Genomic DNA, 18,382 nt, shown 5'->3' with positions numbered 1-18,382 from the left:
AAAAAGAGTAACCTTAGTAACTTGTGTTCAGATTACCCTTTCACTAATAGGAGAAAAACGGGGTGTAAATCGGAACTGTTTTTTGAAAAAAAGAAAAATATTTTTTGGGGAGGTGAAGCCGTCGTGGATTTATGGGAGGATGATCTATTTGACGATGATTTTTCCGATGAGGAAGAAGAATTAGAAGATTTGCCCGAAGATGACGCTCTGGAACTGTCCGAGGATGGCTTCGCCGATTGGGCGGACTCCTCCGATGGTGCGCCGGAGGATGAGCGTTTGGAGGAAGCGCTGGCGGAGGAACGCACGCTGGAGCTGGAAAGCGAGCTGGAGCAGGACGAGCATCCCAGAGACTATGCCGCCGAGCTGGAGGATGAGGACGAGGAAGACGAAGCCGCACCGAAAAGCGACAAACGGCTGAAGCGGGAAATTCTCGCAGAGGCGCTGAAGCGCACGGAGGAATCTGCCCGGACGCTGAAGGATTTTCAAGGTGTTATTGCCGAGTGGGACAGGCTTGACCGAAACCGGGAGCGGCGGGAGCGTGACCACGAAAACCTGCGGGGCGGTGTGCCGCTGGAATTTCAGGCCGTGCCGGAGCCGAGAATCGTGCCGCTTTGGATGAATGATCCCGAATATCGTCAGCTTTGCAGCGGCTTCTTTCTGGACATTCTCTTTGACTGCCCGTATGAAATGCACGAGCTGACGGCGGACAAATTCATCTCCGATATGATTCGTGATCTCAGCGAGGAGCACAAGGAAGTGCTGTATTTTCTCTCCCTGCGGCTATATAGCGCCACCAAACTGGCAGCGCTGCGGGGGCAGTCTGACCGGAACATCCGCAAGCTGCGCATGACCATTCATAAGAAGCTGCAAAGAGCGTTCTACCAGCATTTGCAGGAGAAGCAGGAGGCGGGCGGCAGTCTGACACTGCGGGAACAGGAGTTTTTCCGTGTATTCGGAGAACTGCTGCAAACCATGGGCAAGAATGCGGTAATTCGCCCGGAGAATAAAACACCTCCGAGAAAGAAAAAAGCCGCCCTTGACGAAGCCAAGGACGGTTGATACAATAGTAATATGGTTAATATATAGTTGGATTACGAGTCGAGAGGAACAGCGCCATGAAGAATCTCTTTGAGCAGTCCCGTTCCCATTGGGTGCGGTATGACCGCTATGAACTGAAAACCGCCGCAGACGGCAATCGGTATATCACGCCGGGGAAGAACGCCAAGCCCGACATCTATAATCCCCTGAAGGAAGCGCCGGGAATCGTGCTGGACGCGCTGAACGTGGGAATGCTGATGATGAACCGCAGTCCGGAGGACGAGGTACAGAAGGCCATTCTGGAGTTTGTGACCCATTACGGCCTGCTGGGATTGATGACAGCGCTGCCCACTACGCCGTCCTTCATGGACTATGAAAAGGTGTATCTGCCGAAAAACCATTTCATCAAGGCGGAGTCCATGGAAACCGAGGACTATCTGGCGCTGTTCTATCCCTTTGACCAGCTGGATGTGGTGAAACGAGGTGTTGAGTCCAGCTGGAGTGTGTCCGGTGACCGAACAATGGTGGCGCTGACCATGACCTTTGCGGATGAGCCTATGGCGAAAACCATGAGTTTCCAGCGGGAGTATGCTGAAGCCTATGACTGGGTGGCGCAGCAGTTCAAGGACTGGGCTTTCACTCTGACCACTTCCATTCTGTATTATAACGATTATGACCTGATCGATGAGGACACCCGAAACCTGTACCGCAAGGGTATAGCCGCTTTTGGCGGCATTGCACCCAGCTATCATATTGAGCTGCTGGATAAGCCGACCATCTATTGGGATTTTCACTCTCTGCTGCTGGGCATCCAGATGATGTTCAGCTTCCTGCTGGTGGATGGAGAGAAGCCCCTGCGGCTGTGCAAGCACTGCCAGAAGGTATTCCTGAGCAGCCGCTCCAATTCCGCATTTTGCAGCCCCCGGTGCAAGAATCAGTATAATGTTTATAAGAGCAGAGGGAAGAAAACCAGCGAAGAAGATTGAGGTGAAACGATATGGCAGACGCCAAGAAGGATAAACTGCAAATCCGCAACAGCACAGTGGATTTCCTTGTGTTCACGAAAGATGCCCATGAGGACGGCATTGAGGTACGGGTACAGGACCACGATGTCTGGCTGACGCAAAAGGCCATTGCACAGCTTTTTGATGTAGACCGGAGCGTTGTGACAAAGCATCTGAAAAATGTATATGAAAGCGGTGAATTGTCCGAAGATGCAACTTGTGCAAATTTTGCACAAGTTGCGGATAACGGAAAAACCTATCACTATAAGTTCTACGCTCTGTCCGCCATCATAGCCGTAGGCTATCGGATCAATTCCGGCAGAGCCACGCAGTTCCGCCAGTGGGCAACCAAGGTGCTGGACACCTTTACTAAGCAGGGCTATGTCCTAGACAAGAGCAGACTCATCAACGGGCAGATTTTTGATGAGGACTACTTTGACCACCTGATTTCCGAGATTCAGGAGATTCGGGCCAGCGAACGGCGCTTTTACCAGAAAATCACGGATATTTACGCCACCGCTGTGGACTACTCTCTCGATAGCCAGACCACAAAGGATTTCTTTGCTACAGTTCAGAATAAGATGCACTATGCCGTCCATGGCAGCACGGCGGCAGAGGTCATTATGGCACGAGCCGATCACACCAAGGAACACATGGGGCTGTCCTCATGGAAGAATGCTCCTGACGGCAAGATTGTCAAGGCAGATGTGTCCGTTGCAAAAAATTACTTATCCATGGGTGAAATGCAGGAGCTGAACGAAATCGTCACCATGTATCTGGACTATGCTACCCGGCAGGCCAGACGGCACATTCCCATGACCATGGCAGATTGGGCCTCCAAGCTGGATGCTTTCCTGCAATTCAATGATGCAGAGATTCTACGAGATAAGGGAAAGGTCACCGCTGCCATTGCAAAAGCCTTTGCGGAAAGCGAGTTTGAGCAGTACCGTGTCATTCAGGATCGGCTGTATCAGAGCGACTTTGACCGGTTGGTAGCCAGCACAGAGCAAAAGGACTGATACGCAAAAATGCCCGTTATCGGCCAAACAGCCAATAACGGGCGTTTTATCAGGCATATACAAGCTCGGTCAGAACGACTTCCTCCGCACGGCTGCGAATGCTGTTCATCCGGCGCACCCATTCCATCTGGTCAGCGGCTTTCAGAACTTCGGTCACGACTTCCTGCTTCGCCATAGCAGAGATGATGATTTCCATTCGCTTATTGCAGGCTTGGTCAATCTCCGCAAGATGCCGGTGCAGCGTTCCGCTCGTGAGATAGTTTGCGTAGAGAACAGGGCGATGTTCTTTCAGATAGCTACGGCGCATACGCCCATACTTGCCAATCTGATATTCTGGCTCATCCGGCAGGGTAAGGTTTGGGATAAGGTAATCGCCCTCCTGATGATAAGTGCCGCCCAGTTGCTCAAATAGCGATTTCATAAAAATTAGCTCCTTCGTGTGTTGATTTCCAGCGGTTATAAGAACTTTTCTTCTCCTTTCCTACAACTGCTTTTCAATTCACCACAAATGAGCCGCAGTCATATGTATTAGGTGGGAGAAACCACCCTTTACATAGTAACTCTTGATTCGATATGGAGTTGCTCTCACGCTGCTGGTCATCATCTTTGCCAAAGTCATCACGGCTCAGTCGTTCATACAGAGCAGTGATTTTCTCGTTTTTTCTCATAACTTGCGCTCTTTTCTTCGATTTTAGGTTGTGTGTTCTAAGAGACTTCCCAACCGCTTGATTAAGAAGTCTTTTAGAGCATACAACACCCGCAGCCTGCTTGTAGATCTTATATTCCCGCACGGCGATATGGCTGGGGTCATCCTCCTCCAGCGCCTCAAACAGCAGGTCTAAGGGGGACTGATAATCGTCATCGTCCTCTTTTGCGCCGCCGTTTTCGATCATATAGATGAGCATTTCAAAATTCTGCTCCTCCGGCGGCGCTTCATGGATCAGGTACAGAATGAGCGCCGTATCCAGTGCGATCTCGGAACGCTCCCAAAACGGATCGTTCTGCTGCGCGCCCTTGGGCGTGGTGTTTTTAATGAAGTTGTTGACCAGTTTCATCACATCCTTATCGTTCTTGATGTAGGCAAAGGCATTGAAGCTGTCCGACCGGGCCGGGTCGATCAGGTCGAATACCTTGATGACATAGCCTTTCTGGAGCAGCAGCGGGGCTACCGCCCGGAGCGTTTCGCCTTTTGGGTCAGTCACAAGAAAGCTGCAATTTGCCTCCATCAGATTTGGCTTCACGAAAAAGCGGGTCTTACCTGCGCCGGAGCCGCCGATCACGATTTGCAGCAGGTTGCGCCGGTGCATTTTCCCGTTCAGGCTCATGCGGACATTCTGTGTCAAGATGGTGTTGTTGCGCGGGTCTTTGTCGCGGTACTTTGCATTGAGCCGCTTGGCACTGCCCCACTTGGCAGAGCCGTGTTCTTCTCCCGGCCTGCGGTTTTCGCGGGTAGAGCAGCAGAGCGCCACGGCAAAGCCATAGGCGATCAGTGCGCCCAGCATAAACTTGAGCGTATACGGCGTCCACCGGACAGACAGCGGATGCTCCATCAACCATGAAAACCGTCCCATCAGTGTAAACACCGTCATTCCTGCTTTGTACTCCGTTGCCAGCAGTGCTGCCAGCCAAAGCACCACAGGGACAGGCAGAAGCCACAGTAGCGGACTGTCATTCTGATTCCGTCTCATGTGCGCCTCCTTGCACAGCGAAGGGCCGCTCCCTTTTCGGAGCGGCCCCAATAATGCGGCTCAATTTGAGACACATTTCGACAGCATCAATACCCGGTGCGGGGTAGCTTGGGAACAGTCGGTTTTCCATAGACCGAAATGACCCAACGGCTGACTGCCTGCACCCATGTTCCGTTATAAGTTCCGCCGACATCCGCCACATTGACAAAGGAGCCAGCCGGAAGTCCGGCCACGGCCTTACAGTAGAGATAGGGGCTTTCCACCTGGGCAAAGCCTGCCGGAGCTTGTCCGAATACGAACATAACCTCCGTCACGCGCTCATTGGCGGCCAGCCCCAGCGCTACAGAGGATGCAGCCAGCGTGTAGTTCTTTCCAGTCGAAAGGTTATCGGCCAGAGTGCGATAATCGCCGCCGTTGACGCGATAGACGATCTTATAAGTGCCGGGGAAGTTGTAAGTGCCGGTCACGACCTTCTCCAGCCGCACCTGCGCGGGGAGGGTATCGCGCCAATAGAAATTACTCAGGCTGACATTGGAGGTATTGGCGATCTGCGAGAACGCAAAGCGTACCGGCTGATTTGCCATGATCTCCTTGGGGCCGGTCTTGGTGATGGACACGCCGGTGGATAGGCTCTTGTCCTCCACTTCAAGGCGGGCGATCTGGCCCTCATATTCCAGATACATCGTCAGTTCCTTTTCACTGATGCCGTAATGCTCCGGCGCTTTCACCTCGCGGACGAAATAGCGGGACAGCGGCAGCTGCTTGGAGATGGCCAGTCCGCGGCTGTTGGAACGAATGGTATCGACTACATTCCCGGCCTTATCGGTGATCTCGAACACCGCGCCCTCCAGCAGTGTCCCGGCAGGCAGGCCATTGGTGGAGTTGTAGTCCGCAGAACGCTTTGTGATTTGGATCTGTCCGGTGATGGGGGTATTCTCCCATTCGACCTCAGTAGTCTCGCCGGGCTTCACATAGACGGTCTTTTTCTGCGTATCCCGCACATAGCCCTCGTTTTCCATCTCGCGCAGGAAGTAGCGTCCAGCGGGCAAGTCCTCAAACCAAGCGTAGCCGTGGTCATCGCTGGTGGCCTGTGCAACCGGTGTATTGGTGCTGTCATAGAGCAGGAAGGTCACACCGGGGATTTCCTTTCCGTCTACGCTGGAAATTTTATGGATCAGGATGCCGGAAACGGGCGTGTTATAAAACCATAGCTGCTGGGTGTCATTTGTGCGGACTTCTACGGTCTGTGTGCGGGATGTCTCGTCAATGCGATAGCCCCGGATCGTCTCCTCCTCTGTCACGATCATGGTGCCGGTGATGCAGCTGAGAATGATCTGGCCGTTTTTATCAGTCCGATACAGGCCCTTGCTGGAAAGTGCGCCATTGTCCACGAAGCTGCCATCGGAATAGGTGATCTGGAACAGCACACCCTCCAGGGGTGTTTTCTTATCCGCACTGGACAGCTTATTGATAATAAGGGAGCCCTGCGGCTGATTGCGGAACTCCAGCGTCACGGTCTGACCCGCCTTGATGGTTGCGGTCTGCGGGGCGTCGTCCAGCAGATAGCCGTCCCTTGCGCGGGTTTCCTTCACCACCAGCGTTGTGCCGGGGACGATGTCCGTAATCGTGAAAGTACCTGCGCTGTCAGTGATACATTTGCCGTTGGCGTCACCCACCACTGTTCCGTCTGCGGTCGTCACCATGAACTCCACATCGGAAAGGGGCTTATGGGTCACACTGTCGATCTTTTTTAGCAGCAGGCTGCCCTTGGGGCTGTTGCCGAAATAGAGCTGCACCACATCCTGCTGCTTGCCGCTGATATAGGCGGTCTGGGGCGCGGTGTCGATCACATGGCCGCTGTCACTGGCAAGTTCCTCTACAATGTAAGTACCTTCCTTCAGGCCGGTAACGGTGAAGCTGCCGTTGGCAGAAGTCTTGTAGGTGCCGATGACCGTACCGCCCGTGCCGGAGGTGCCGGTGAGATACTTCACTTGGAACACGGCGTTGCTCACCGCTTCGCCAGTGACGGAATCGTACTTCCAGACAATGAGTGCAGACAGAGGGATATTCTCAAAGGTCAGCACTTTGGAAGTGCCGGACTGGATATAGACCTCCTGCGTGGCCTCCTTGATGGCGTACCCCGTGGGCGGCTCCTGCTCCGTTACCTTGTACCAGCCGTCCCGCAAACCGGTCAACTGGAACTGGCCGCTTTCGTCGGTATAGAAAGTGCCAAGGTCATTGATCTCGCCGCTGCCGGTATTGTTGCTGGCGTAGGTAACATGGAACTTTGCACCCTGCAAGGGATCGCCGGTCACACTGTCCACCTTTTTAACGGTCAGTGCGGGCTTCTGATGGTTTTCAAAATAAACGGTGTGATCTCGGTTAGGGTAGAGGGTGGCAAGCTGAGAGGGCGCGTCCAGCAGATACGGCGACGGCACGGATTTTTCGCTGATTTCGTACACACCGGGCAGCAGGTTTTTCAACTCCGCCTTGCCCTCACTGTCTGTCTTGATCTAATCGACGCTGTGACCGTCTGCGGCACGGACTTCAAACACGGTATCTGCGATGGGCTCGCCGGTGTCGGCGTCGTGCTTGTAGACGGTCAGGTTGGGGCGTTTCTGATTCTCGATGGTCAGGGTGCTGGTTCGGCCTGCGAACAGCTCCATGTGATACTCCCGCAGGTCGAGGATGTGAGAGGAATCCGTGGCGGTTTCCTTGACGGAGTAAACACCGGGTTCCAAATCAGCAATCAGAATTTCGCCCTGCTCATTGGTGGTGCGGTCAAGATAATGCGTTCCGTCCGCAATTTTGGCAATACGGAAAGACACATTTTTCAGGCGGGAGCCGTCCGAACTGGTCTTGATGATTTGCAGAGATGGCTTGATGGTATTGGTGAAAACGAACTGCGCGTCCTCGTTGGCGTCCAAGTGAATGATGCGCTGGGCCTGGTCGATGATATAGCCCTCACAGGCTTTTTCCGTGACCACATACGCGCCGGTGGGCAGCTTGGAAAGGTCAATTTCGCCGTTCTGGTCGGTGATAAATTCCTTGGGACCGTAATCACCAGCCACGGACTTAATTTCAAAAACTGCGTTGGGAATGACCTTGCTGGGATCGGTGCTGTCCACCTTGACCAGCCGCAGTCCCGGCTTCACATCATTGAAGAACAGCAATTCCTTGATGCCGTCGCCGGCAGACAACTCCACCTCCTGCGGCGTGGTGTCGAGGATGTGGCCGTCGCTGCCGGTGTCTACCTCCACGGCGCGGTAGGTGCCGGGGGCAGCGTCGGTCAGGAGGATTTCACCAAACTCGTCCGTGCGGAATTTGCCGAGAGAAACGCTGTCTCGGAAAATCTCGAAGGTGACATTGGCCATTGCCACCATGTTCTTGCGGTCATATTTGATGATCCGCAGACCGGGCAGCTCCTTGTTCACGAGAGAAAAGGTCGTGGTTTCGCCGGTGGCCACGGAAGCCGTATAGGTGGCATTGTCCTTCAGCCAGCCGGAAGGCGCGGTGATCTCCTTGATCTCATAAGCACCGGGCTTGATGTTGTCAAAGATGGCATAGCCCGCAAAATTGGTTTCAGCGGTGTAGGTCACGCCGCTCTCGATGTGCTTGATCTGCACCATGGCACTGGGCAGGTGCGCCCCAGTGTCGGACAGCTTCTCGATGCGAAGCGTTCCGTAAGGCTCGTTCCAGCAGGTCAGCTCCGCCACCTTGCCATACTCCACCTTGATGTTCTGCGCGGGAGTATCGCTGATAAGATGGTTCAGTGGGGCCACGCGCTCATACACGGTGTAGTTGCCAGCCAGCGTCAGAGGGATGGTCACGGTGCCGTCCGAGCCAGTATTGAAGGTGCCAACAGTGGCTCCATCAGGACCGATCACCTCAAAGACGGCTCCGCTCAGCGGCGTGTCCGTGCCTTTTTCCAGCTTGATAATTTTCAGGCCGGTGTCGGGTTCTTCGGTTTTCTCACCGTCGCTGTAATTACTGTATGTGGACAGTCTCATTGTGGTAGTGGGGTCGGTGTCGCACATATAGTTCTGGAGCTGGCCGTATTTGCTGACCTCCGCGCAGGTGGCATAGAACACCGCATATTGATAGACATTAGTAGAGAAGGAAAGCTGGACGCTGCCGGTCTTGCCTGCCACCGCAGCGGCGGGATATAGAACTTTGAATTTCCCATCATAGCCATCTCCGGTGCCGGAGGTGGTGATCGTCGTAATATCCTTGTTGTTCATGTCCACGATGCGCGTTCCTGCGGGAACAGAAGCAGGGTCCGAAAATGCAACACGGATGGCATAGTCGCACACCCAGGTATCCGAGTGGACCGTAAACACCTGCTGCTTGTACTGCTGTCCGTCTACTGTAACGGCATAAGCAGTGTCCCGGTCAGCCGCTGCGGTGACGCGGGGCGATAGCACCTTGCTCCACGCCGTGCCACGCACATAGATGTCCTTTGCGGCGGCGAGAATAGCCTGCGCCCGCTGAAGCTCCGCACCGGTCAGGTTGGGATTGACCTTTAGGTTGTTGATGTTCCAGTTGGGGAGCAGGTAGCACCACAGTGCCATCTTGGTCGCATAGTAGGCGTGGTACTTGTTCTCCAGCTTCAGCTCCGAAAGGCCACGGGTGGGATACCCGTTGGCGATGATGCCCATGACCTTCGGATCGCTGCCCTTTTCCTTGGCGATGTATTTGATGCTCTGGCCGGGAGCCACCGTCTGCGGGACGCCCTTGGTGTTGGGGTTGACGCAGTAGGCAGGGATCTCCTTCGTTTTTCCGTTGGCACCCACATAATTGAAATAGGTGTAGATCAGTTCCCGGATGCGTCCGTTGATGGAGAGGTACGAGAGTTTCTGCTCACCGTTGTAGATATTGACTTCACCAAGGGCTTCCTCCTCGCTGCTGGCGGCAAGAGCGGTGGCCGGGAGCATCCCCAGCACCATGACCACCAACAGCAGCATGGAGATCAATCGTTTTTTCATAGTGCCTCCTTAAAAATGGGCAGAAGGAAGCGCTATGCGATTTTCGCATGACCTCCTTCCGCTGAAAAATTAGGTGAATGACTTGTGAAAATCGCAAGAGAAAACGGCTGTCGAAATGTGTCTCAAATTGAGCCACATTTCAGCAGCCGCTTTATAGTAGTTTTACCGTTCTACGGCACAGACCATCCAGCGATAAGCGGATTGATCTCTGACGCAGGTATACAGGGTCAACCGGTTATCACAGCTGGCCGCCGTGCCGCCGGTATCCATTTCCGACACCTTGGAAACGCTGGTGACGGTGTAAGTTCTCGTTCCCAGCTTTGTTGTGTAGGTGATGGTATCGCCCATGCTGAGGGTATGTATCTTCCCAAAGTGGTTGTTCACGCCTCTGTTATGTCCGGCAATACAGACATTTCCGTTCCAGATGCTCGTCTCGGCAAAATGGCCTGCACCCTTGCGGAGTGCGGCACTGTCCGTCCCTTCATAGACCTTGACTGTTAGGCCAATGGCCGGGATCTTCAGCGTGCCGAGATCACCGCCGCTGTAATAGAGGTCAGAGGTGACTGGCGTGTAGGCCGTTCCGCTCCAGCTGCCGCTGTCCACTTTAGGGTAAGACACCGTACCAGTCCCTCCGGCAGAATTGAGCAGGCCGCCACTCAGCGCGCCTGGCATCAGGTTTGGTGTCAGCGGCTCACCCGTATTCGGCAGGTAACTGGTGGGGCTGCCAAAAGCGGGCGGGATCAGCGCCGTATTCTTACTGCGATCCACATTGGAAGCGGCATATTCCGTGGCCGTCTCTACGCTGGTCGGCCTGCCGAAGAGGTGATCCTCCGGGGCATCCACCGTGTAGTCCAGCGCGTAGGCGGGTACTGCGGTCAGTGCGGCAGTCAGCGCCGCAGACAAGCACAGTGTTTTCCATTTCATTTTGTGTAGTCCTCCCACTTCTTTTCGTTTCTGCGCTTTTTCAGCCACTTGTTCCCCAGTACACCAAGACCAGCTGCACCGGCACCGACGGGCAGGATCAGCAGCCATCTCCAATCGGGCGTCTCTGTTTTTGTTTGGATCGGCGTCCCGCTGAAAACAGCGGTGTAGACCGTATCATCAGCAGTGGTACGAACTACCTCGCCGGAATAGTCCGCAGTGACGATATATCCGGTAGCATATTTGCTGGACGTCTTTCCCGTATAGGTGGCAGAGGCGTGGTAAAAGCCTTCGGATTCCTGCCATTGCACATCGGACAGCTCCAGGGTGCGGCCATTATCCGTGATGCTTTTAGGCACAAACGACACATCGGCGTCGGACAAATTTGGATAAGTCCTTGCGGCTGTGACTGTTCGGGTGGAAGTGTTGTAGCCTGCGGCCTCGACCTTGATGCTGGCAGTGTCCAGCATCAGTGTCCCGGTGTAGCCGTCCTCCGTGGTGACAGTGCGCTCTGCTGCCAGTTGGGGCATGATCTTCTCCATGTCCTTTGTGTCCGTGTCCAGCGTGTAGGTTTCGGCATAGTCCTTTGCGTCGCTTTTGACGGTTTCCTGCCGGGTCACATCCAGCAGCGTATAATGCCAGCCCTCCCGGTCAAAATCGCCAACGGGGATGTTGGCCGGATCATCCGCAGAGGACAGCAGATAGGTGCGCTCCAGCCGCATTTCTTCTCCGTTGACATATTCCTTGACCTCTGTGGGATAGAGGCTGGGCGTCAGGAGCAATGCGTCTGCCGCCAGTGCCGGACAGGTCATCAGGCAGGACAGAAGTGCGGCGCAACACAGGGATAGTGTGCGTTTCATAACAGTTCCTCCATATTCGTATCATGTAGAAATGTGTCTCAATTTGAGCCGCATTTCAAAAGCGCCCCGCCGACGGCTCACGGCGGGGCGGGCAGCGGGTTCGCAGGCGCTCGGTTGGACGCACCGCGCTCCCAATATGGCAAAAGCCGCTGACAGCGGCTTTTGGGGTGTTCTCCCCTTGATTACCCAATGAGCTGACGAGCAGCACGGTCAAGGCTCGGCCAGTGGGCGCACTGGCCGACTCGCGCACGATTGCTGGCGCAATCGTGCGGCCTTGACAGGGGTGCGCGGCGGCTCATACTCCCCGAAGGGGAAACACCCCCACCACCACTGGACGTTATCGGGTCGGACGATGCACCGGGGCGCGGCTGCGCTGCTTTCCCATCTCCAGATTTTTTTCGATGGAACGGCCAAACTGTTTGCTGGTGTCCTGAATGGTGTCCAGCGCCTGTCGCCGTTCCTGCGGCTCCCAGCCTTCATAAAGTCCGGCCAGATTCGTCATATCCGGCATGGGGCGTTCGATCCCATATCTGCGGCACAGAATGTAGGAAATACTCTGTGCGTCCAGATCGCACTCGCCGCGGTCATAACTTCTGTTCGCACCTTTGGCATGAAAGCGGCTGTGCGCGACCTCGGCGGCGATTGCGGCAAAGGCTTCGTTGTCGGGGTAATCCGGGTTGATCGCCAGTTCCAGATTGGTTTCATCGTAGAAAGCAGGCGATGGCAGCTCCTTATCAATGACCACTGGCACGACAGCGTAGTTCAGAACGGTGGTCAGCGCCGTTTCCATCTCTTTGCTGTCATTTTTCAGAGAGATGCGGGAAAGCTCACGGCCCTGCGTCTGGCGAATGTCATAGGCATCAGCCAGCGTATAGCCGCGCCCCATGGGAGAGCGGGCAAAGATTTTGACGCCATTGTTTTTCTCACTGTCCATGACGGAGCGATTCAGCGTTTTCCAGCGGTCACGGGTGCCGAACACGGTGGCCTCCGGGTCGCTGAACATAACCAGTGCGATATTTCCGGCGCTGTATGCGGGGTTGTCTCCCTGCATCTCCAGATACCGCGCATAAGCATCGGGACTGGTGGTGATCTCCATCACCCCTGCGTCCTGCATGGCAGTGGTATTATCCCGTTCTGCCTGCTGCTGTTCTTTCCATTTGGTGTCGTTCTCCGTTTTCCTGCTTACGATCTGTTCCAGATTTGCCATGGTGATTCCTCCATTTATCTTGATTTTTGTGGGGACGAATGGGAGCGTTGCGGAGCAGACCGTCCCTCCCGCATCCCCTCTGCGGTTTTCTGCAAGACTGCCAACCGGCCTTTTACGGTGGGAATATCGCTGATCTTCTCCGCCGTGTCAGTAGTCCTCATCGTCTGGCTCGTCCTCGATGCTGTTGAGCCATTCCCGCGCTCTGGTGAGGAGTTCCTTTGTTGAGTGCGGGGTGCGTCTTTTTTTGCCGCAGGCTCCTCCTGCTCCTCTGTCGGGGCGGGATAACCCCGGCGCTGCATGAACAGGTTGACCTGCGGCACGAAGTCCGTATTGGTGACAAGCGCCACCAGCCCGTCATTCGCCTTGGTGTCCTGGACGGCCGCAAAGAGGACATTAGGCCGGGCATACTTGCGGAACTCCGCAAAATCTTCTTCCTTGATGCAAAAACTTTTCAGTTCCTTGCCCTCTCGCAGCAGACGGTTCATGCTGGTTTTGCCGACCAGCTTTTTATTATCTTTGGCAAGGGCATATAAAAAGGCGGCAAGATTTTTACTCCCTGCCGCCAGCAGCTTGATACTGGCCTCGGTCAGTTGGATGCTCTCCTTGACCACCAGATCAGCCGCTTCTCCGCTTGTGTCCATTTAATCGCACCTCCCGGTTTTCAGATAAGTTATCAGTTCCATCATGGTACACTGCGACGCATAGCGCACACAGCGGCGTACCATTTCGCGGATATGCGCTTCACGCTGGGCATCGGGAAGCGCCGCGGCAAACGCCACACCCCGAACTAAATCGGAGTAATCCGCCAGAATTACGCTGCCACGGTAAGCACCGTATTCTACGCACTCCACATGGAGCAACATCGCCAGCACCGGCCAGCAGGTCTGTGTTTCCAGTGCAGCGAGAAAAGAATTGCTGTCGCTGCCGTCTGCATAGACCTCGGACAGATCCATCAAACAGAAGCGGTCTTTCCGTGCCAGAAACAGGTAGTCGTTGGATCGGCTTTGTGACAGGCTTTTCGCCGCTGCTGTCAATGCGGCCCGATTAACGGGTTGGTAAGCTACGATCAACTCCAGCACGCGGCTCAGGTCTGCTTTTATCAGTTTTTTCATGGCGGCTCCTTTCTTCCTGTATTTTGATTTGTGCCTGCACGGCTGGAATATCGCCTTCGATGCGAGCGCATAACTTCAGCTCCCGGCGCAGTATCCGCAGCTGTGCGGTAATCGTGCCAATTTCCTCGGAGCAGGCCGCATCCTCCGGCAGCCGTCGGTGCAAACGGTAAAGATGCACGGCGGTCAGTCAGATTGTCTATCTCTGCTTGCAGTGCATCCATCTGCATGGACAACTGTTCTGCGCTGTCGATGCGATTTTCCCGCAGGTAGTAGAATTGCTCCTGATAGCAGTCAAACTTGATGACCTCCGCCCGTGAGACTGGGGCCTTGTGCCGAGATGTCGGCTTTCTCAGCAGATACAGATATTTCAGATAGAGCAGACGGAAGCCCTTGGGTCGGCCAGCCTGCGGCAGTTTGCCGCGAACCCGGTATCGCCGCCCACGGGAAACATACCGCTGCGGCAAAATCGGTGTATGGTCGCTGATGAGCGGTGCAGTCCCAGTTCGTCCGGCGGTCAGCCGCATCAGTATCTCCGCCTCGCTGTAACCGTCTCCCAGCTTGTCCAGCCGCAAAAATCGCTGACCGCCCGGCGGCTTGACTGCCGCATGGGTCACTTGGGGATACCGCTTGACCTGATAGCCCATCCGCGCCAGTTCGCTCCAGAACGAGCGCATGGTGTAGGCGCCGGCGATTGCGGTGTCGATGTCCACACGGACGGTACTGCGAAAGCTGGGTTTTCCGCTTTGCTGCGCCTCCCACTCGGCGCGGCTGACGCTCGGCTCACTGGGTTCGATGATGGACAGGCCATACTCCAGACAGATCGCGTCCGATGTTCCGCGGATACCTTCTCCGGCACCGCCCAGCAGGTCTTTGATACGGTCACGGTACATTGCGCCGTCCACAAAGGACACGCTGTTGAACACGATATGGGAATGCAGATGCGCCTTGTTCAGATGGGTGGAAACGACTACCTCATATCGGTTTGCCAGAAGCCGCTGTGCAAGTTCTACGCCGATGGCGTGCGCCTGCTCCGGCGTGACCTCTCCGGGGGCAAAGGACTGAATCACATGATACCCTTTACGCTTGCGACTGACCTTTCCCCAGCGGCGCTTGGTATCCATCATGTCCGCATAGGCTGTTTCCCGGCTGCAATTCAGAGCGGTTTCAAAGCAGTCCTGTTCCGTCTTGTCCCGATTCATGGCGTAGTCCAGCACCGTTTCCAAAGAAGTCTTTTCTTCATCCTGCGTATAGTCCAAACACCTGTCCAGCCGACTATGAATGACGATGAGTTTTGTATAAGCCATTCAGAGCCGCTCCCGAACAAGCCGTGCCGTCTGATGCACCAACAGCAGAGCCTCTGTGATCTCATCGCCGGTGGCCGCGCCCCGTGCGTTGGCTTGATGGGCCAGCTGATTGATGTTGTTGCCGATGGCAGACAAAGCACGGAGCAGGTCTGCATAGGCGTCGGGCGGACGGGGGCGCAGATTTACGCCCATGATGAGCTGCCGCACCAGCGGCTCCTTCTTCAAGCCGGTCACTTCCGCCTGTCGGCACAGATGGGCGTACTCGGTGGCATTGAGCCGCAGAGTCATCGTCTTATACGGCTTCATTTGCTCCTCCTCTCAGCGGGCAGGCTCCGTTTTTCTTCTCTTGGCCGCTTTTGTGAATTTGGGAACGGTATGGCCTGCTTCCCGTTCCGCCCAGTAGTCCGGGTGGTACATCCGAATAACGCGGTCAATTTCCTGTTCAAATTTTGCGGGGTCTGTGATCCTGCTGGGAGGCGTCCACATTCCACGGTCAATGAGTTCCCGAAGCACCACCTGTTCACAGCAATCCTCTTCAAACCAAAGGCAGCCGTTTTCACGAAAGCCGCATTTGCGTGCGGCGCCGGACAATTCAAGATAGGCGGGCCATTCCACGGCGATACCGCCGTGTCCGGGAGCTGTGATAAGATGGATGCCGGGATAGATCGTGTCAAGGGCTTGTATCTCGCCCCACGGCGAGTAGTCCGGCTGCATCGGCATCACTCCGTTTCTTCAAAAAGTAATGCGTCTCAATTCGAGACGCATTTCGACTTTCATAGCGTGGGGTTTTAGGGGTGCGCCCTTAACCGGCGGAATTTTGATGTCAAAATTCCATGCTGGCTGGGACAGCGACGCAGAGCGCCGCTGCCCTACCGTGTCGGGGTGTGCTTCTTTTTGACAGTGCCTTTACTCTTTCCGTTGGAGTTTTTTTCAACAGGCTTGTCCGGGGCTTTCTGTATTTCAGACGGTGCAGCGGTATCGCTGTCATCCAGACAGGCCAGCAGATCGTCCACCGCCTGCTTGTCGGGTTCTTCCTTGTCCGGCGGCGCCAGCGTATAGCCGGGAGCCAGGCAGCCATTGATGCTGAACATCCGTTTGCACTCGTTGGGGACAGGGGGAGACAATTCCCGGAACAGGTGCGAATACAGGTCAAACCGGCCTTGGATATAATTCTGTGCCGCTTCCATGCTGGGATATTTTTTCTTATCCTGTCTTGCAACATAGATGCTGTCGCCCCAGTAATTTGCGTACTTGGAGTTTGGCTGCTTGGGTGCGTTATAGATGATCCCCCAGCTGACGAGATAAATATCGGTGGCCTTTGCATAAGTAATTTGATAACGCATTTTGTAGGTGCGGTTGCTGATCTCCCACACGCCGTTCTCGCGCTCTTTCCACTCATTGGCGGTATGCTCTACCTCCGGGGTATGCACATATTCCAGCGCACGCTCCAGCAGCATTGTATGTGCCGCCTGCTCATCCCATTCTGACGCGATTTGCTTCAGCTTGGCATAGAGTTCCTTTTCCAGCGTGATACTGGCCTCTTTCCGCTGATTGATCTCCGCATCCGTCAGCTTTACCAGCGGGGCAAGGTGCGGAGCAGCACGCCAGTCATTGTAGGAGACATTGTGCTGGATCGTGATTTTCTGCCCCGGCGTTATGCCGTCCTGATAAGCATTCAAAAAGTAAAAGCTATCCCGGCTATCTTTCTCAGACATGGGTGGTATCTCTCCTATCTGGCCGGAGTCTCCGGCCTCTTTTTTACTTTGGGCCGCCAGCCTTTTTGCAAACGGTGTTCCATCGAGATGATACGGTACAACTCCGCTTCATTTTGCGGGCAGTTGCGGAAATTCTGGATCGCGCCGTACTCAAAGAAGATTTCTTCCCGATGTCTGCGGTATTGCTCCAGCGGTATCCTGACTTTCTCACCGGAATAGAAGGACAATTCCACATCCTCAATGGGGAGGGCGGCTTTGATGACACGCTGCACCTGCTCCCGGTAGTTCAGCTTCACCACATAGCCCATAGGAGCTGTTCCGCACTGCCCGGTAATGACAATGCGGTAGGCTTCGATACCAGCAGGCATATTTGCATAATGTGTCCATATCTTGTAGCCATCGCTCTCCCGAAGAAAAGCGTCCCGTTCCAGCACACACCATGTTCCGTTTGGACGGGACATGAAGTAGAAAACGCGCTCATCCTGATTGGGGCTGTCCAGCGCATCCCTCAGCTTTTGCGCGTCCAGTTCAAAATCGCTCTTATAGTGCTGCGTGTTCCGGTACACGACTTCATCGAGAAAGGCGATCAGGCTGATTTCTTTTCCCACGGGCATTCCTCCGTTTCTGTGCCGGTTTTTCCTGTACTGGCGGTGACAACTCTTTGGGCGGGTCGATGCTATCGATCAATTCCGCAGCGGTGTCCCGTATCCGCTCCAACGATGTTTTCAGTTGGGACAAGTCTTTTCCTCGGCTCCAACCGGCTACATACCCAAATGAATAGTCGGAAGTGTCGATGCCGAAATGCTGGCAGACCACATAAGCTACGCTTTCAGCCTCCACCTCGCGGGAGGAACGCTGCTCACTCCGGTTTTCTCCGGAAACAGCGTCTTCTTTCAGCGCATGGAGTTTCGCATGGCTCACCTCATGGATCATGGTCTTGATGGTCTGCACCTGGCTCATATCCGGCTGCACCAAAATGCGCTGCTCTACGAAATTGCAGCAGCCATAGGCAGCGCCGGGAAAGGCTTCAATGCTGATGGGATAGGGTGAGAGGTGACTGATCGCCTCGGTTATGCGTTCGTAGTCCACCACACCTCCGGTCAGCTTGTGAACAAGCTCCGGCAGCGGCTTCCCCTCGGTCTGGCTCACATCGAACACGGTGACTGTCCGAAAACCTACGCGCTGCACCAGTTGGATGGTCGTGGCTGTGGAGCCGTCTGGGGCCGTTTCCTCCACTTCCTCCCGTCTGCGGTAAGGGCAGGGGGCGAGTATGGTGATACCATGCTCGCCCCGCTTGACCTGTCGGCCAAATTTTCTTTTCCAATCGTGATAACCTGCAACATGAGAAGCATTCGGACACTGCATGAAAATCAGCATGGCGTTGCCAAAACTGTAATGATGGAACTTCGACATGGCCGTGAGGTATGCCGCATATTGGCCGCTTTGGAAAATATCCGAAACGCCCTGCTCCAGCTGGTCAGTCAGTGCCTTCAGTCGCTCACTTGCGGAAAGCTGTTCTTGCATCGTAC

General features: G+C 54.9%; 18 protein-coding genes. 3 read left to right on the top strand and 15 right to left on the bottom strand.

The window, feature by feature from the left end; all coding sequences use genetic code 11:
- Positions 1 to 123: 123 nt before the first annotated feature.
- Genes KQI12_RS01985 through KQI12_RS01975 form a run of 3 tightly spaced genes read left to right on the top strand, consistent with a single transcriptional unit; the run spans position 124 to position 3,061 of the window.
- Positions 124 to 1,059 (top strand): sigma-70 family RNA polymerase sigma factor, encoded by a 936-nt coding sequence (locus KQI12_RS01985; RefSeq protein WP_216570240.1) that lies wholly within the window; start codon positions 124 to 126, stop codon positions 1,057 to 1,059.
- A 56-nt stretch (positions 1,060 to 1,115) separates the two neighbouring features.
- The gene (locus KQI12_RS01980) at positions 1,116 to 2,024 is read left to right on the top strand and encodes a hypothetical protein (protein WP_216570239.1); all 909 of its coding nucleotides are present in this window, start codon (positions 1,116 to 1,118) and stop codon (positions 2,022 to 2,024) included.
- A gap of 11 nt (positions 2,025 to 2,035) precedes the next feature.
- Positions 2,036 to 3,061, top strand: a complete 1,026-nt coding sequence (locus KQI12_RS01975) for a virulence RhuM family protein (RefSeq protein ID WP_216570238.1) — start codon at positions 2,036 to 2,038, stop codon at positions 3,059 to 3,061.
- A 49-nt stretch (positions 3,062 to 3,110) separates the two neighbouring features.
- On the opposite strand, the gene KQI12_RS01970 is transcribed toward KQI12_RS01975, so the two are convergent.
- The 15 genes from KQI12_RS01970 to KQI12_RS01905 all read right to left on the bottom strand — a co-directional run bounded on the left by KQI12_RS01970 (position 3,111) and on the right by KQI12_RS01905 (position 18,377).
- Complete coding sequence (locus tag KQI12_RS01970) at positions 3,111 to 3,482, bottom strand: TnpV protein (protein WP_216570237.1); 372 nt, start codon at positions 3,480 to 3,482, stop codon at positions 3,111 to 3,113.
- A 73-nt stretch (positions 3,483 to 3,555) separates the two neighbouring features.
- A complete protein-coding gene (locus KQI12_RS01965; RefSeq protein WP_216570235.1) occupies positions 3,556 to 4,749 on the bottom strand; it encodes a type IV secretory system conjugative DNA transfer family protein in 1,194 nt (397 codons plus the stop codon).
- Between the two features lie 86 nt (positions 4,750 to 4,835).
- Entirely contained in the window at positions 4,836 to 7,232 is a 2,397-nt protein-coding gene (locus KQI12_RS12750; protein WP_371817923.1) for a SpaA isopeptide-forming pilin-related protein, read from the bottom strand.
- Positions 7,233 to 7,262: 30 nt separating this feature from the next.
- Positions 7,263 to 9,734 (bottom strand): SpaA isopeptide-forming pilin-related protein, encoded by a 2,472-nt coding sequence (locus KQI12_RS12745; protein ID WP_371817921.1) that lies wholly within the window; start codon positions 9,732 to 9,734, stop codon positions 7,263 to 7,265.
- 162 nt (positions 9,735 to 9,896) lie between these two features.
- On the bottom strand, positions 9,897 to 10,658 hold the full coding sequence (locus KQI12_RS01955; protein ID WP_216570233.1) for a class D sortase: 762 nt from the start codon (positions 10,656 to 10,658) through the stop codon (positions 9,897 to 9,899).
- On the bottom strand, positions 10,655 to 11,515 hold the full coding sequence (locus KQI12_RS01950) for a hypothetical protein (RefSeq protein WP_216570231.1): 861 nt from the start codon (positions 11,513 to 11,515) through the stop codon (positions 10,655 to 10,657). Before KQI12_RS01950 ends, KQI12_RS01955 begins: the two co-directional genes overlap by 4 nt.
- Positions 11,516 to 11,852: 337 nt before the next feature.
- The gene (locus KQI12_RS01945) at positions 11,853 to 12,722 is read right to left on the bottom strand and encodes a hypothetical protein (protein ID WP_216570229.1); all 870 of its coding nucleotides are present in this window, start codon (positions 12,720 to 12,722) and stop codon (positions 11,853 to 11,855) included.
- Between the two features lie 14 nt (positions 12,723 to 12,736).
- Positions 12,737 to 13,363, bottom strand: a complete 627-nt coding sequence (locus KQI12_RS01940) for a DUF3801 domain-containing protein (RefSeq protein ID WP_216570228.1) — start codon at positions 13,361 to 13,363, stop codon at positions 12,737 to 12,739.
- Positions 13,364 to 13,834 carry a hypothetical protein gene (locus tag KQI12_RS01935; protein ID WP_216570226.1) on the bottom strand — a complete coding sequence of 157 codons (471 nt, stop codon included), beginning with the start codon at positions 13,832 to 13,834 and terminating at the stop codon, positions 13,364 to 13,366.
- Entirely contained in the window at positions 13,831 to 15,138 is a 1,308-nt protein-coding gene (locus tag KQI12_RS01930) for a relaxase/mobilization nuclease domain-containing protein (RefSeq protein WP_253290770.1), read from the bottom strand. The genes KQI12_RS01935 and KQI12_RS01930 overlap by 4 nt, the downstream gene beginning before the upstream one ends.
- Positions 15,139 to 15,444 carry a plasmid mobilization relaxosome protein MobC gene (gene mobC, locus KQI12_RS01925; RefSeq protein WP_216570224.1) on the bottom strand — a complete coding sequence of 102 codons (306 nt, stop codon included), beginning with the start codon at positions 15,442 to 15,444 and terminating at the stop codon, positions 15,139 to 15,141.
- 12 nt (positions 15,445 to 15,456) lie between these two features.
- Positions 15,457 to 15,852 carry a hypothetical protein gene (locus KQI12_RS01920; protein ID WP_216570222.1) on the bottom strand — a complete coding sequence of 132 codons (396 nt, stop codon included), beginning with the start codon at positions 15,850 to 15,852 and terminating at the stop codon, positions 15,457 to 15,459.
- Between the two features lie 155 nt (positions 15,853 to 16,007).
- Positions 16,008 to 16,853, bottom strand: a complete 846-nt coding sequence (locus KQI12_RS01915; RefSeq protein ID WP_216570220.1) for a hypothetical protein — start codon at positions 16,851 to 16,853, stop codon at positions 16,008 to 16,010.
- A gap of 14 nt (positions 16,854 to 16,867) precedes the next feature.
- Positions 16,868 to 17,461, bottom strand: coding sequence for a hypothetical protein (locus tag KQI12_RS01910; protein ID WP_216570218.1), 594 nt, complete (start codon positions 17,459 to 17,461; stop codon positions 16,868 to 16,870).
- Positions 17,424 to 18,377, bottom strand: coding sequence for an ArdC-like ssDNA-binding domain-containing protein (locus KQI12_RS01905; protein WP_216570216.1), 954 nt, complete (start codon positions 18,375 to 18,377; stop codon positions 17,424 to 17,426). The genes KQI12_RS01910 and KQI12_RS01905 overlap by 38 nt, the downstream gene beginning before the upstream one ends.
- Positions 18,378 to 18,382: the final 5 nt, after the last annotated feature.

It is taken from the genome of Pseudoflavonifractor sp. MSJ-37 (assembly GCF_018917965.1).
In the GTDB taxonomy this organism is placed as follows: Bacteria; Bacillota; Clostridia; order Oscillospirales; family Oscillospiraceae; genus Pseudoflavonifractor_A.
Note: the sequence above shows the minus strand (reverse complement) of the source record. Positions and strands in the feature narration are given on the sequence as shown.